This is a genomic window from Streptomyces sp. NPDC033178, from assembly GCF_055577685.1.
Genome location: NZ_JBVIPT010000029.1, coordinates 82747 through 97939 on the forward strand (window position 1 = coordinate 82747; position 15193 = coordinate 97939).

Genomic DNA, 15193 nt, shown 5'->3' on the forward strand with positions numbered 1-15193 from the left:
CAGGGAGCCCCTCATGAGCACACTTCCGCAGGAGCGCCGCGTCGTCACCGCCATTCCCGGTCCGAAGTCGCAGGAACTGCAGGCCCGCCGTATCGCCGCGGTCGCGGCCGGAGTGGGGTCCGTGCTGCCCGTCTTCACCGCGCGCGCGAGCGGCGGGATCATCGAGGACGTCGACGGGAACCGGCTGATCGACTTCGGTTCCGGCATCGCCGTGACGTCCGTCGGCGCGTCCGCCGAGGCCGTCGTACGCCGGGCCTCCGCCCAGCTCCAGGACTTTACCCACACCTGTTTCATGGTCACGCCGTACGAGGGTTACGTGGCCGTCGCCGAGGCGCTGGCCGAGCTGACCCCGGGCGACCACGCCAAGAAGAGCGCCCTCTTCAACTCCGGCGCCGAGGCCGTCGAGAACGCCGTCAAGATCGCGCGGGCGTACACCAAGCGGCAGGCCGTCGTCGTCTTCGACCACGGCTACCACGGGCGCACCAACCTCACGATGGCGCTGACCTCGAAGAACATGCCGTACAAGCACGGCTTCGGCCCGTTCGCGCCCGAGGTCTACCGGGTGCCGGTGGCGTACGGCTACCGCTGGCCGACCGGTGCGGAGAACGCGGGCCCCGAGGCCGCCGCGCAGGCCATCGACCAGATCAGCAAGCAGGTCGGCGCGGAGAACGTGGCCGCGATCATCATCGAGCCGCTGCTCGGCGAGGGCGGCTTCATCGAGCCCGCCAAGGGCTTCCTGCCGGCCCTCAGCAGGTTCGCCACGGACAACGGCATCGTCTTCGTCGCGGACGAGATCCAGTCCGGCTTCTGCCGTACGGGCCAGTGGTTCGCGTGCGAGGACGAGGGCGTCGTCCCGGACCTGATCACCACCGCCAAGGGCATCGCGGGCGGTCTGCCGCTCGCCGCCGTCACGGGCCGCGCCGAGATCATGGACGCCGCGCACGCGGGCGGCCTGGGCGGCACCTACGGCGGCAACCCGGTGGCCTGCGCGGGCGCGCTCGGCTCGATCGAGACGATGAAGGAGCTCGACCTCAACGCGAAAGCGAAGAACATCGAGGCCGTCATGAAGGCCCGGCTGGGCGCGATGGCCGAGAAGTTCGACATCATCGGCGACGTCCGGGGCCGCGGCGCGATGATCGCCATCGAGCTGGTCAAGGACCGTACGACCAAGGAGCCGAACGCGGAGGCGACCGCCGCGCTCGCCAAGGCGTGCCACCAGGAGGGCCTGCTGGTCCTGACCTGTGGCACCTACGGAAACGTGCTGCGCTTCCTGCCGCCGCTGGTCATCGGCGAGGACCTGCTGAACGAGGGCCTCGACATCATCGAGCAGGCTTTTGCCCGCATCTGAGCGGAGTCTGTCTCATCGGTTCCGGTGTCGCGGCGGCGAGGAGCGGGGCGTGTGAAGAACGTGTGCGAGGTGCATGGCGGGACGCGAATCCACCTGTCGGAGGCCTCGGCCCTGACGTAGGTTCTACCCAGATGAGAGATACACCCGGCCACAGGGGACTGTGGACGGTACCGGGACGGGGCCTCCCCAGCTTCCGCCCTGGGCGTGCCTCGCGCACACAACCGGAGCCTCTGGTTTCGGGTCTCCTCACCGATCGGACAGTCGCCCGCCCCAAACCCCCCGGGGCGTGCGACAACCCGATCTGATCGGTTCCACCGAAGGGCTTGCACCTACCCCCCTGGTGCAAGCCTTTCGGCGCGTTTGCGTGGCTTGTGTTTGTGGTGTGGCTGCGGGTTGGTGGGGGCTTGTCGCGCAGTTCCCCGCGCCCCTTAAGGGGCGCCATCGTCATACCGGGCGATCATGGCTGGCAAGGTGTGGGGCATGGCTAGCGTTCCGGATCGGCGTTCATCGCCACATGCGCCTGGCAGTCAGCGTCAGGCTGGAGGACACCCAGTTTCGGTGCCCCCGGTCTGGGTCCTCGGGCCGCTTGTCCTCCTCTTCGCCCTCCTGACCTGGCAAGCAGCCGTCGACGGTCCTGTGCGGCGGGCGGACGAGCGGCTGGCCGGGGAGGTCAGGGCCAGTCGTCTGCCGAGTGGCGCCGCCGAGTTTCTCGCGGACCTCGGCAACCTCGTGGTGGCCGTTCCGGTGCTGCTCGCGGTCGTTGTGTATGCGTCCTGGCGGGCCCGGCGCGCGGGCCTGCCCCGCTGGTGGCTCCCGTCGCTCGCGGCACTGGTAGCGATGGCCGCCGTACCGGCATTGGTCGTACCTCTGAAGGAAGCCGTCGGCCGCACCGGCCCACCCGGTATGGCAGGCGACGGCTACTACCCCTCGGGCCACACGGCCACGGCCGCCGTCGCCTACGGGGCGGCCGTCCTCCTCCTGCTCCCCTGGCTCCACAGCCGCTACCGCCGCCGCGAACTGGTCATCGGCTGCGTGGTCCTGGTGACGGCGGTGAGCTTCGGCCTGGTCCGCCGCGGCTACCACTGGCCGCTGGATGTGGCGGGGAGCTGGTGTCTGAGCGCCATGCTGCTGCTGGGGCTCGCGATGGTCACGAGCCCCGGCGGCGACACGGCTCGTCAACCGAAATAGCTGTCGAAGTTCTTCGAGAACTCCCACCCTCCGAACCGGTCCCAGTTGATCGACCACGTCATCAGGCCGCGGAGGGCGGGCCAGGTGCCGTGGGTCGTGTAGGAGCCGCAGTTGGTCTTCTTGGTGAGGCAGTCGAGGGCCTTGTTGGTTTCGGCGGACGGTACGTGGCCGTTGCCCGCGTTCGTCGTTGCCGGCATGCCGATGGCGATCTGGTCGGGGCGCAGGGGCGGGAAGACGTTGTTGGCGTCGCCCGCGACCGGGAAGCCCGTGAGGAGCATGTCGGTCATGGCGATGTGGAAGTCGGCGCCGCCCATGGAGTGGTACTGGTTGTCGAGGCCCATGATCGGGCCCGAGTTGTAGTCCTGGACGTGGAGAAGAGTGAGGTCGTCGCGCAGGGCGTGGATGACCGGGAGGTAGGCACCGGCGCGCGGGTCCTGGCCGCCCCACTTGCCGGTTCCGTAGTACTGGTAGCCGAGCTGGACGAAGAACGTCTCCGGCGCCATCGTCAGGACGAAGTCGTCGCCGTACTTGGCCTTGAGGGTCTTCACGGCCGAGATGAGGTTCACGATCACCGGTGTCTTCGGGTTCTTGAAGTCGGTGTCGTCGGCGTTCAGGGAGAGCGAGTGGCCCTCGAAGTCGATGTCCAGGCCGTCCAGACCGTAGGTGTCGATGATCTTCGAGACCGAGGTGACGAACGTGTCGCGGGCCGCCGTGGTCGTCAGTTGCACCTGGCCGTTCTGGCCGCCGATGGATATCAGGACCTTCTTGCCCGCCGCCTGCTTCGCCTTGATCGCCGCCTTGAACTCGGCGTCGCTCTCGACGTTCGGGCACTCGGCGGCCGGGCAGCGGTCGAAGCGGATGTCGCCGGAGGTGGTCGAGGTGGGTTCGCCGAAGGCCAGGTCTATGACGTCCCAGCTGTCGGGGACGTCGGCCATGCGCGTGTAGCCGGAGCCGTTGGCGAAGCTCGCGTGGAGGTAGCCGACCAGGGCGTGGGCGGGGAGGTCCGCGGGGTCGCCGCCACCCGGACCGGATGTCGTGGTCGCCGTGACGGCCGGGGACTTCGCGGACTCGCCCGCCTCGTTCACGGCCGTGACCTGGAAGGAGTACGCCGTGGAGGGGGACAGCCCGGAGACGGTGGCCGAAGTGTCGCTCGCCGACTGGATCTTCGTACCGTTGCGGTGGATCGCGTAGCCCGTCGCGCCGGGGACGGACGGCCAGGACAGGGCGACGCTGGTGGAGGTGACCGTGCCGACCGTGGGAGCGGTGGGTGCGGCCGGCGGTTGTCCGGCGTCGACGCCCGGGCCGGCCAGGGAGATGTCGTCGGCGTGATACCCGCCGGTGCCGTACCAGCCGTGGGTGTAGATCGTGACCTTGGAGGTGGACGGGCCGGTGCGGAAGGTCGTGGTGAGCCGCTGCCAGTCCGGCGCGGACTGCGTCCAGGTGGAGACGTCGGTGGTTCCGGTGCCGCTCGCGCCGAGGTAGGCGTAGTCGCCCCGGACGTATCCGGCGAGCGTGTACTGGGAGTCGGGCTTGACGGTCACGGTCTGCGCGCAGCGCGCGTTGTCACTGCCGGCCGGGGTCGCCTTCAGTGCCGAACCGCCGCTCCGCACGGGCGAGTTGACCACACTGCCCGCGGTACAGGCCCAGCCGTCGAGGCCCGCCTCGAACCCGCCGTTCCTGGCGAGGTCCGCGTCGGCCGCACGGGCGGCCGACGAGAGTGCGGTGATGCCGGGTACGGCCAGGACGGTGGCCGCACAGAGGGCTAGGACTGATCTGACGCGATCCACAAGTACCTCCTGGCGTGGGGGAATTGGAGGGTGGAGCGCGCCCAATTTGGTCCAGACCAATCCAGGTTGTCAAGACCTCCGGCGACTGGCGGCGGTCAACTGCGGCTGGCCACGGTCAACTCCGGCCGGCCGTGGTCATCGGCAGCCGGCCGCGGTCATCCGCGACTGGTCGTGGCCATCAGCAACTGGTCGCGGTCATCGGCGGCTAGCTGGGGTCATCGGTCGCCAGGCCCGCCGCCGCCTCGTGCATCGCCAGTTCCAGCAGCGTCGGGTCGGTGAGTGTGCCGGAGCCGTCCGGTGGGACGAGCCAGCGGACCCCGCCGGTCGACCTCCCCGGATACGGCACCACGATCCACGTACCGTGCCCCGCCGTGCGCACCCCCGTGCCGAGCCAGCGGGCCGCCGTGCCCGCGGGCACGAAGAACCCCATCCGGGCGTCGCCGAAGTCGACGAGCACCGGACCCGGTTGATCGAGCACCCGGGTCAGCACGTCGAGCGTCGGATAGCCGAGCTCGCCCGGCAGGATGAGTACGTCCCAGGCCCTGCCCGCCGGCAGCAGCGCCACCCCCAAGGGGTTGCGCTCCCACTCCCAGCGGCAGGCCTCCGGATCCGGAGCGACGGATGCCAGCCACTCGACCGCCGTCTTGGCCCCTGTCATGGCGGAACCTCCCTTTTTCTCGTGTCGACGCTGGTCGCGTCACAGGAGAGAGGGAGGTTCGGGCCTGGCATTACGCGGGTTCTGACAACTTGTTGAGAGTGAGGCGGGTCACACGGTCTCAGCTGTCGAAGCCGAGCCCCAGCCGGTCCATCGTCTTCAGCCACAGATTGCGCCGGCCGCCGTGCGCGTCCGCCCGCGCCAGCGACCACTTGGTGAGCGCGATCCCCGTCCACGCGAACGGCTCCGGCGGGAAGGGCAGCGGCTTCTTGCGGACCATCTCCAGCGACGTACGTTCCGTGCGCTCCCCCGACAGCAGGTCGAGCATCACGTCCGCACCGAAGCGGGTGGCACCGACGCCGAGGCCCGTATAGCCCGCCGCGTAGGACACGCGGCCCTGGTGCGCCGTGCCGAAGAAGGCGGAGAAGCGGGAGCAGGTGTCGATCGCGCCGCCCCACGCGTGGCTGAAGCGGACGCCCTCCAGCTGCGGGAAGCAGGTGAAGAAGTGCCCGGCGAGCTTCGCGTACGTCTCCGGCCGGTCGTCGTACTCGGCGCGCACCCGGCCGCCGTACGGGTAGACCGCGTCGTAGCCGCCCCACAGGATCCGGTTGTCGGCGGACAGCCGGAAGTAGTGGAACTGGTTCGCCGAGTCCCCGAGGCCCTGCCGGTTCTTCCAGCCGATGGAGGCGAGCTGGTCGGCGGTCAGCGGCTCGGTCATCAGCGCGTAGTCGTAGACCGGGACGGTGTACGAGCGCACCCGCCTGACCAGGTTCGGGAAGATGTTGGTGCCGAGGGCGACCCGGCGGGCGCGGACACTGCCGTACGGAGTGCGTACGGCCATACCGGCGCCGTACGGCTTGAGGGTGAGCGCGGGCGTGTTCTCGTACACGCGGACACCCAGTTCGACGCAGGCGCGCTTGAGGCCCCAGGCGAGCTTGGCGGGGTGCAGCATGGCGACGCCGCGGCGGTCGTGCAGGCCCGCGAGGAAAGTCGGTGAGTCGACTTGTTCCCGTACGGCCTCGGTGTCCAGGTACTCGACGCCGTTCGCCAGGCCGCGGCGCTCCAACTCCTCGTACCAGTCGCGGAGTTCGGAGGCCTGGTACGGCTCGGTGGCGACGTCGATCTCGCCGGTGCGCTCGAAGTCGCAGTCGAGGGAGTAGCGGGCGACGGTGGCCTCGATGCCGTCGAGGTTGCGGGCGCCCAGCTCCTCCAGCTTGTGGATCTCGTCGGGCCAGCGGGTCAGGCCGTTGGACAGGCCGTGGGTGAGGGAGGCGGCACAGAAACCGCCGTTGCGGCCCGAGGCGGCCCAGCCCACCTCGCGACCCTCGACCAGGACGACCTCGCGCCCGGGGTCGCGCTCCTTGGCGAGGAGCGCGGTCCACAGCCCGCTGTAGCCACCGCCGACGACGAGCAGGTCGCAGGTCTCGGCAGTGGTGAGCGCGGGCTCGGGGCGGGGCTTGCCCGGGTCGTCCAGCCAGTACGAGACCGGCTGGACGTCCGAAAGCGACTTCGCCCAGTTCTTGTCACGGCTCATGGCGCTTGGGGCCATGATTTCAACTCCCTACGACTGCTGCCTTCTTGAAGTTTCTTGAGGTTCTTGACGTTTCTTGACGTTCCCTGAAGCGCTATGCCTTTTGGCGGTTTCGGCGGTTGCCGATGACCATTCCGGCCAGCACGAACAGTACGGCGACGATGAACATGGCCGTACCGATGACATTGATCTGAACGGGTGTTCCGCGCTGGGCCGAGCCCCAGACGAACATCGGGAAGGTGACGGTCGAGCCCGCGTTGAAATTGGTGATGATGAAGTCGTCGAAGGAGAGCGCGAAGGCGAGCAGCGCTCCGGCGGCGATTCCGGGGGCGGCGATGGGCAGGGTGACGCGGACGAAGGTCTGCACGGGACCGGCGTACAGGTCCTGGGCGGCCTGCTCCAGCCGCGGGTCCATCGACATGACCCGGGCCTTGACGGCGGTGACCACGAAGCTCAGACAGAACATGATGTGGGCGATCAGGATCGTCCAGAAGCCGAGCTGCGCGCCCAGGTTGAGGAAGAGCGTGAGCAGCGAGGCGGCCATCACGACCTCGGGCATCGCCATCGGCAGGAAGATCAGCGAGTTCACGGCGCCGCGCGCCCGGAAGCGGTAGCGGACGAGCGCGAAGGCGATCATCGTGCCGAGGACGGTCGCGCCGAGGGTCGCCCAGGCCGCGATCTGCAGGCTCAGCGAGAGCGAGCCGCACAGGTCGGCGACCCCGCAGGGATCGGTCCAGGCGTCCGTGGAGAACTGCTGCCATTCGTAGTTGAAGCGCCCCTTCGGATTGTTGAAGGAGAACACCGTGACGACGATGTTCGGCAGCAGCAGATAACCGAGGGTCAGCAGACCCGCGATGACGACGAGACGGCGCTTCAGCCAGCGTACGAGGGCCATCTAAACCAGATCCTCCGTCCCGGACTTGCGAATGTAGAGCGTGACGATGGCGAGGATCCCGGCCATGAGAATGAACGAGAGAGCCGCGGCCGTCGGATAGTCGAGAATCCGCAGGAACTGCGTCTGGATGACGTTTCCGACCATGCGGGTGTCGGTGGAGCCGAGCAGATCGGCGTTCACGTAGTCGCCGCTCGCCGGGATGAACGTCAGCAGCGTCCCGGAGACGACACCGGGCATCGACAGCGGGAACGTCACCTTGCGGAAGGTCGTGAACGGCTTCGCGTACAGGTCGCCCGCCGCCTCGTGCAGCCGCCCGTCGATCCGCTCAAGGGAGGTGTAGAGCGGCAGGATCATGAACGGCAGGAAGTTGTACGTGAGACCGCAGACCACCGCGAGCGGTGTAGCCAGCACACGGTCCCCGGCCGTGATGCCGAGCCAGCTGGTGACGTCCAGGACGTGCAGCGAGTTGAGGGCGCTGACGACCGGGCCGCCGTCCGCGAGGATCGTCTTCCAGGCGAGCGTACGGATCAGGAAGCTGGTGAAGAACGGCGCGATCACCAGGATCAGGATCAGGTTGCGCCAGCGGCCCGCGCGGAACGCGATCAGATACGCGAGCGGATAGCCGAGCAGCAGACACAGGATCGTGGCGGTGCCGGCGTACGCGATGGAGCGCAGGAACTGGGGCCAGTAGTCGGCCACCGCGTCCCAGTACGTCGCGAAGTGCCAGGTGACCTTGTAGCCCTCCTCCAGGGAGCCCGTCTGCACGGACGTGGAGGCCTGGTAGACCATCGGCAGCGCGAAGAAGACGAGCAGCCAGAGGATGCCGGGGAGCAGCAGCCAGTACGGGGTGAGGCGCCCTCTCTTCCGAGGCGGGCGCTCCTCGGGAGCGGGTGTGGGCGCCAGGGGTGGCGCGTCGGTGACGGTCGTCATCAGGCCGCCTCTTCCTCGACCGTTTCAATGCCGGCGTCGATGTCCTGAGCGGCGTCCAGGCCGAAGGTGTGGGCCGGGTTCCAGTGCAGGACGACCTCGGTGCCGGGCACGAGCCGGGAGTCGCGGTCGATGTTCTGGGCGTAGACCTCGAACTCGGGGCAGACCGGGCTGTCGATGACGTACTGCGTCGAGACGCCGGTGAAGCTGGAGTCGGCGATCGTGCCGGTGATGCGGTTGCGGCCCGCCGGGATCTCGCCGGCGTCGTCGGCGTGCGTGAGCGAGATCTTCTCGGGGCGGACGCCGACGAGGACCTTGCCGCCGGCCGTCGTGGGCGCGGAACATCGCGCCTCGGGCAGGACGAGCTTGCCGCCACCCGCCTTGAGGACGATCTCGTCGCCGCTCCTGGTGTCGACCTCGGCCTCGATGAGGTTCGAGGTGCCGAGGAAGTTGGCGACGAACGTGGTGTTCGGGTTCTCGTAGAGGTCGGCGGGCGAGCCGAGCTGCTCGACGCGGCCCGCGTTCATCACGGCGACCGTGTCGGCCATGGTCATGGCCTCCTCCTGGTCGTGCGTGACGTGCACGAAGGTGATGCCGACCTCGGTCTGGATGCGCTTGAGCTCCAGCTGCATCTGGCGGCGCAGCTTGAGGTCGAGGGCGCCGAGGGGCTCGTCGAGGAGGAGCACCTTGGGGGTGTTGATCAGCGCGCGGGCCACGGCGACGCGCTGCTGCTGGCCGCCGGAGAGCTGGTGCGGCTTCTTACGGGCCTGCTCACCGAGCTGGACCAGCTCCAGCATGTCCTCGACCTGCTTCTTCACCGACTTGATGCCGCGCCGGCGCAGACCGAAGGCGACGTTCTCGAAGATGTCGAGGTGCGGGAAGAGCGCGTACGACTGGAAGACGGTGTTCACCGGCCGCTTGTACGGCGGCAGGTTCGTCACGTCCTGGTCGCCGAGCCGGACCGAGCCGGAGGAAGGTTCCTCCAGACCGGCGATCATGCGAAGGGTGGTGGTCTTGCCGCAGCCCGAGGCGCCCAGGAGCGCGAAGAACGAGCCCTGGGGGACGGTCAGGTCGAGCGGGTGGACGGCGGTGAAGGCGCCGTAGGTCTTGCTGATTCCGGAGAGGCGGACGTCGCCACCGGTGTCTGTGCTGTTCTTCGTGGTCACGGTGATCACGCCCCCGTCAGCTTTGCGAACTTCTCTTCGTACGACGTCTCTTCCTTCGTGCTCAGCGAGCGGAAGGAGTGGGACTTGGCCGCCATGGCGGCGTCGGGAATGATCAGCGGGTTGTCCGCCGCCGACTCGTCGATCTTCGCCAGCTCGGCCTTCACGCCGTCGACGGGACAGACGTAGTTGATGTACGCGGCGAGCTGCGCGGCCGGAGCGGGCTCGTAGTAGTAGTCGATGAGCCGCTCGGCGTTGGTCTTGTGCCGCGCCTTGTTGGGGACCAGCAGGTTGTCCGTGGACGTCAGATAGCCGCTCTCCGGGATGACGAAGTCGACGTCCGGGCTGTCCGCCTTGAGCTGGACGACGTCACCGGCCCAGGCGACACAGGCCGCGAGGTCGCCCTTGGTGAGGTCGGAGGTGTAGTCGTTGCCGGTGAAGCGGCGGATCTGGCCCTTGTCGACGGCCTTCTGGAGGCGGGCGATCGCCGCGTCGAAGTCGTCGTCGCTGAACTTCGCCGGATCCTTGCCGAGGTCGAGCAGCGTCATCCCTATGCTGTCCCGCATCTCGGACAGGAAGCCGATGCGCCCCTTGAGCTTGGGGTTGTCGAGCATGTCGGAGACCGACTTCACCTCCACGCCGTCCAGCGCCTTCTTGTTGTAGGCGATGACCGTGGAGATACCGGTCCAGGGGTAGGAGTACGCGCGTCCCGGGTCCCAGTCCGGCGTACGGAACTGCTGGGAGAGGTTGGCGTACGCGTGCGGCAGGTTGGAGGCGTTCAGCTTCTGCACCCAGCCGAAGCGGATGAGCCGGGCGGCCAGCCAGTCGGTGACGCAGATCAGATCGCGGCCGGTGTCCTGGCCCGCCGCGAGCTGCGGCTTGATCTTCCCGAAGAACTCGACGTTGTCGTTGATGTCCTCGGTGTACTTGACCTTGATGCCGGTGCGTTTCGTGAACTCGTCGAGCGTGGGGTGGTGCTTCTCGCTGTCGTCGACGTCCATGTACTCGGTCCAGTTGGAGAAGTTGATCTGCTTCTCCTTGGCCGAGTGGTCCTCGGACGAGACGCCCGCGGTGTTCTTCGCCGCGGGGATCCCGCAGGCGCTCAGCGTCCCGAGCCCGCCAAGCGCGAGCGCGCCGCCGGCGGACGCACGCATCAGCGAACGGCGGGTGAGGGAGGCCCTACCGTTCCTGAGGCTGCGCCGCATGGCGGCCAGTTGGGCCGGGGACAGGCTGTCGGGCTCGTACTGCTCCATGCTCGTGGTGCCCTTTCGGGAGGGTGCGGCCTGGTCTTGGCCGGTGACGACTAGCGGTCCCCGAAGATCGTGCGGTGCCAGTCCTTCCTGGCCACCGCGGTGTTGTCGAACATGACGTGCTTGATCTGGGTGTACTCCTCGAACGAGTACGAGGACATGTCCTTGCCGAAACCGGACGCCTTGTAGCCGCCGTGCGGCATCTCGCTGATGATCGGGATGTGGTCGTTGACCCACACGCAGCCCGCTTTGATCTCGCGCGTGGCGCGGTTCGCGCGGTACACGTCACGACTCCAGGCGGAGGCGGCGAGGCCGTACGGGGTGTCGTTGGCGAGCCGGATGCCTTCGTCGTCGCTGTCGAAGGGCAGGACGACGAGAACGGGACCGAAGATCTCGGACTGCACGATCTCGCTGTCCTGCGCGGCGTCCGCGACCAGGGTGGGCCGGTAGTACGCGCCGTGCTTGAGGTCCTGCGGGATCTCGCCGCCGGTGACCACGCGCGCGTAGGAGCGCGCCCGGTCGACGAATCCGGCGACGCGGTCGCGCTGGGCGAACGAGATGAGCGGCCCGAGGTCGGTGTCCGGCGCGAACGGGTCGCCGAGCCGGACGGTCGCCATCAGGTCCGCGGTCCTGGAGACGAACTCTTCGTAGAGGGGCCTTTGCACGTACGCGCGCGTGGCGGCCGTGCAGTCCTGGCCCGTGTTGATGAGGGCGCCCGCCACCGCGCCGTGCACGGCGGCCTCCAGGTCCGCGTCGTCGAAGACCACGAAGGGCGCCTTGCCGCCGAGCTCCAGGTGGAGACGCGTGACGGTGGCGGTGGCGATCTCGGCGACGCGCTTGCCGACCGCCGTGGAGCCGGTGAAGGAGGTCATGGCGACGTCGGGGTGCCCGACGAGATGCTCACCGGCGTCCTTGCCGGCCCCCGTGATGATGTTGACGACACCGTCCGGGATGCCCGCCTGGGTGGCCGCCTCGGCGAACAGCAGCGAGGTGAGCGGGGTGAGCTCGGCGGGCTTCAGGACGATGGTGTTGCCCGCGGCGATCGCCGGGAGGACCTTCCAGGCGGCCATCTGGAGGGGGTAGTTCCAGGGCGCGATGGAGCCGACGACACCGATGGGTTCACGGCGTACGTACGAGGTGTGGTCGCCGGAGTACTCGCCAGCGGACTGGCCCTGCAGATGCCGGGCGGCGCCCGCGAAGAAGGCGGTGTTGTCGATCGTGCCCGGGACGTCGAACTCCCGGGTCAGCTTGATCGGCTTGCCGCACTGGAGGGACTCCGCCCTCGCGAACTCCTCCGCGCGGTCGGCCAGCACGGCGGCGAAGCGGTGCATGGCGTCCGAGCGCTCGCCCGGGGTGGTGGCGGCCCAGCCCGGGAACGCCTCGTGGGCGGCGGCGACCGCCGCGTCCACGTCCACGGTGCTCGCCAGCTCGTACGTGTAGACGTCGTCGCCGGTGGCCGGGTCGACGACCGCGTGGGTGCGGCCGGACGTGCCCTTCGTGAGCCGGCCCGCGATGTACTGCGCGCCTGCCTCGAAGCGGTCCTGTGCCTGGAAGCGATGGCCCGGATTGTGCATGTCGCTCTCCTCCGCCGTCCTCCCCGTGTACCGGGGGTCGGCGTAGCTCCAGCTCGATTTGAGTGCCGATCCTGACAGAGCAACGGCCCTCCAACAAGTGATTCCGTTGTTGCCTTTTGGTTACGCGACGGAATCTGTCGACCAGGTGTCGAGTTCGCTTGGAAAAGGAGGGACGGAGTGTCAGTGGTTCCTGCCAGACTCGCGTGCATGGGGAAGATCGATTCGCGGGACGCGCTGGTCAGCGCGGTCCGGTCGGGGACGAAGGTCAAGTACCTCCACTTCTGGGGGCACCGGGCGCGGGCCGACGGGCAGGTGGGGGCGAGCTGTCTGAGTCAGTGGTGGCCCTCGCCGTTCACGGTGGACGGCGTGGAGTACCGGACTGCCGAGCACTGGATGATGGCGCGGAAAGCGCGGCTCTTCGGTGACGAGCGGGCCGAGCGGCTCGCTCTCGACGCGCCGAATCCCGCGCTCGCCAAGAAGGCGGGGCGGCTGGTGCGGGGGTTCGACGAGGCCGTCTGGGAGCGGGAGCGGTTCGGGATCGTCGTGGAGGGGAGCGTGCGGAAGTTCGCCGCGGACGGTTCGCTGGCGGCGTTCCTGGTGGGTACGGGTGAGCGGGTCCTCGTTGAGGCCAGCCCTCTTGACCGGGTGTGGGGGATCGGGTTGGCGGCGGACGACGACCACGCGTTCGATCCCGAGCGGTGGAGGGGACCGAACCTGCTGGGGTTCGCGCTGATGGAGGCGCGGGAGCGGTTGCGGGCCGGGTGACGACTGCGGGCCGTCGTGGGCCGGTCGGAGGTCAGCTGTTGACGGTCAGTGACGTGTTGAAGCCGTCGTCGACGGTTCCCGAGTCGCTCTCGGAGTCGTCGGGGACGATCAGGAACACCACCACGAAGGCGATGGCCAGGGCTATGCCGACGGCACCGCAGATGATGCCGGCCAGCGCCTGACCGGGATTGGTGGCCTCACCGCGGCGAGCCTTGCCGCGCCCGATCGCACCGAAGATCACCGCGAGGATCCCGCAGGCGAGGGCGACCGGCCAGAGACAGAAGCCGACCGCCGCGATGATGCCGAGTACGAGCCCTGCCGTGCCCAGCCCGTTGCTGGGCGCCATGGGCATCCCCGGCCAGCCGTAGCCGGGACCCCCGCCGGGGCCACCGTAGGCGGGGTATCCCGGGTAGCCGTATCCGTACGGCACCTGGCCGGGGCCCTCGGGCGCGATGGGAGGCGGGGGGACGGAGGAGCCGGGAGCGGGGTGGAGGTGGGGCCCGGCCGGGGGCGCGTACGGGTGGGGTGCCCCTCCGGGAGGCCCGAAGGGGTTCGGCGGGGCCGAGGCGGCCGGCGGCGCGAACGGGTTGGCCCAGGGCTGCTGGCCTGAGGGGGCCGAGGGAGTCGAAGGGGTCGCCGGGGGCACAGAGCCCGAGCCGGGCGGCACCGGAGTGCCCGTGCCCGGAGCCTGCGGCGCCCCGCCCGGCAGCGATGTCACCGTCTGCTGGTCGTGCACCGAAGGCGGCGTCGGGCCGGCCCGCTCTCCAGGGGCCGCGTCCGCCGGTGGGGCCCAGGGGTTCGGCTCGGCGGACGGCTTGCTCAGCGGGACCTTCGCCGCGGGAGCCGCGTCCTCGGGGCGGGCCCCCGATTCGTCGCCGGCCGCCGCACCCGGCGTCTGCGCGTCGTCGGACATGCGCGGAGTCCCCTCTGTCGTACGTAGCGTCATGCTACGGGCCGGGCCTCCCCCGCACGGACCGCGTCCTACGATGATCCCTGAACCATCGATCAGCCGATCACCCGCGTCCGCCGGACACACGGCCGGGCGCCGTTCCCGGGGAGGAACCCTTGACCGACCACCACGACCTGCACGCCTTCATCGCCGGACTGCCCAAGGCCGAACTCCACGTGCACCACGTCGGCTCAGCCTCCCCCCGGATCGTCTCGGAACTGGCCGCCCGCCACCCCGACTCCAAGGTGCCGTCGGACCCCGAGGCCCTGGTCGACTACTTCACGTTCACGGACTTCGCCCACTTCATCGACGTGTACCTGTCCGTCGTCGACCTCATCCGAACCCCCGAGGACGTACGTCTGCTGACGTACGAGGTCGCCCGGGACATGGCCCGCCAGCAGATCCGCTACGCCGAGCTGACGATCACGCCGTTCTCGTCGACCCGTCGCGGTATCGACGAGGGCGCCTTCATGGAGGCGATCGAGGACGCGCGCACGGCCGCCGAGGCCGACTTCGGGACCGTGCTGCGCTGGTGCTTCGACATTCCGGGCGAGGCGGGGCTCGAATCCGCCGAGGAGACGGTCCGGCTCGCCACCACCGACAAGCTCCGCCCGGAGGGCCTGGTCTCCTTCGGGCTCGGCGGACCCGAGATCGGCGTGCCCCGGCCGCAGTTCAAGCCGTACTTCGACCGTGCGATCGCGGCCGGCCTGCACTCCGTACCGCACGCGGGCGAGACGACGGGACCGGAGACGATCTGGGACGCGCTGACCGATCTGCGCGCCGAGCGCATCGGGCACGGCACCAGCTCCGCCCGGGACCCGAAGCTCCTCGCGCACCTCGCCGAGCACCGGATCCCGCTGGAGGTCTGCCCGACGTCCAACATCGCCACCCGCGCGGTCCGCACGCTCGACGAGCACCCCATAAAGGAGTTCGTCCGGGCCGGAGTCGTCGTCACGATCAACTCCGACGACCCGCCGATGTTCGGCACCGACCTCAACAACGAGTACGCGGTGGCCGCCCGCCTCCTCGACCTCGACGAGTGGGGTCTCGCCGCACTCGCCAAGAACGCCGTCGAGGTCTCCTTCCTCGACGACACCGGCAAGGCGAAGCTCGCAGCGGACATCGACACGTACACCTCTGACTGGCTCGCTCCCTGAGCCG

The 15193-nt window shown here is 69.2% G+C and carries 12 protein-coding genes and 1 pseudogene; 4 read left to right on the forward strand and 9 right to left on the reverse strand.

The features are described 5' to 3' along the window. Positions 1-13 precede the first annotated feature (13 nt). Positions 14-1348 carry a 4-aminobutyrate--2-oxoglutarate transaminase gene (gene gabT, locus ACZ5VQ_RS45300; protein ID WP_469110090.1) on the forward strand — a complete coding sequence of 445 codons (1335 nt, stop codon included), beginning with the start codon at positions 14-16 and terminating at the stop codon, positions 1346-1348. A 558-nt stretch (positions 1349-1906) separates the two neighbouring features. After that, positions 1907-2536, forward strand: a complete 630-nt coding sequence (locus ACZ5VQ_RS45305) for a phosphatase PAP2 family protein (RefSeq protein WP_469110091.1) — start codon at positions 1907-1909, stop codon at positions 2534-2536. Here the strand turns inward: ACZ5VQ_RS45305 and ACZ5VQ_RS45310 are convergent. The 8 genes from ACZ5VQ_RS45310 to ACZ5VQ_RS45345 form a co-directional block, all read right to left on the reverse strand. Continuing rightward, positions 2524-4323 (reverse strand): chitinase, encoded by a 1800-nt coding sequence (locus tag ACZ5VQ_RS45310; RefSeq protein WP_469110092.1) that lies wholly within the window; start codon positions 4321-4323, stop codon positions 2524-2526. The two genes, ACZ5VQ_RS45305 and ACZ5VQ_RS45310, sit on opposite strands and share 13 nt — an antisense overlap. 205 nt (positions 4324-4528) lie before the next feature. Further along, positions 4529-4981: a bifunctional DNA primase/polymerase gene (locus tag ACZ5VQ_RS45315; protein WP_200395586.1), complete on the reverse strand. Its 453-nt coding sequence runs from the start codon at positions 4979-4981 to the stop codon at positions 4529-4531. Positions 4982-5099: 118 nt separating this feature from the next. Further along, the gene (locus ACZ5VQ_RS45320) at positions 5100-6527 is read right to left on the reverse strand and encodes an NAD(P)/FAD-dependent oxidoreductase (protein ID WP_469110093.1); all 1428 of its coding nucleotides are present in this window, start codon (positions 6525-6527) and stop codon (positions 5100-5102) included. 76 nt (positions 6528-6603) lie between these two features. Next, the gene (locus tag ACZ5VQ_RS45325; protein WP_055617187.1) at positions 6604-7404 is read right to left on the reverse strand and encodes an ABC transporter permease; all 801 of its coding nucleotides are present in this window, start codon (positions 7402-7404) and stop codon (positions 6604-6606) included. Further along, positions 7405-8334, reverse strand: coding sequence for an ABC transporter permease (locus ACZ5VQ_RS45330; protein ID WP_469110094.1), 930 nt, complete (start codon positions 8332-8334; stop codon positions 7405-7407). Continuing rightward, positions 8334-9506 carry an ABC transporter ATP-binding protein gene (locus tag ACZ5VQ_RS45335; RefSeq protein ID WP_469110095.1) on the reverse strand — a complete coding sequence of 391 codons (1173 nt, stop codon included), beginning with the start codon at positions 9504-9506 and terminating at the stop codon, positions 8334-8336. The genes ACZ5VQ_RS45330 and ACZ5VQ_RS45335 overlap by 1 nt, the downstream gene beginning before the upstream one ends. Next, the gene (locus ACZ5VQ_RS45340; protein WP_469110096.1) at positions 9503-10747 is read right to left on the reverse strand and encodes a polyamine ABC transporter substrate-binding protein; all 1245 of its coding nucleotides are present in this window, start codon (positions 10745-10747) and stop codon (positions 9503-9505) included. The genes ACZ5VQ_RS45335 and ACZ5VQ_RS45340 overlap by 4 nt, the downstream gene beginning before the upstream one ends. Positions 10748-10797: 50 nt before the next feature. Next, positions 10798-12318, reverse strand: coding sequence for a gamma-aminobutyraldehyde dehydrogenase (locus ACZ5VQ_RS45345; protein WP_469110097.1), 1521 nt, complete (start codon positions 12316-12318; stop codon positions 10798-10800). A 207-nt stretch (positions 12319-12525) separates the two neighbouring features. Between ACZ5VQ_RS45345 and ACZ5VQ_RS45350 the strand changes: the two genes are divergently transcribed. Beyond that, complete coding sequence (locus tag ACZ5VQ_RS45350) at positions 12526-13083, forward strand: NADAR family protein (protein ID WP_469110098.1); 558 nt, start codon at positions 12526-12528, stop codon at positions 13081-13083. A gap of 31 nt (positions 13084-13114) precedes the next feature. Here ACZ5VQ_RS45350 and ACZ5VQ_RS45355 read toward each other — a convergent pair whose 3' ends face one another. Next, positions 13115-13996, reverse strand: a complete 882-nt coding sequence (locus ACZ5VQ_RS45355; RefSeq protein WP_469110099.1) for a DUF4190 domain-containing protein — start codon at positions 13994-13996, stop codon at positions 13115-13117. 99 nt (positions 13997-14095) lie between these two features. On the opposite strand from ACZ5VQ_RS45355, the pseudogene ACZ5VQ_RS45360 reads away from it, so the two are divergent. Beyond that, positions 14096-15189: pseudogene (locus ACZ5VQ_RS45360) on the forward strand (adenosine deaminase). Positions 15190-15193 lie beyond the last annotated feature (4 nt).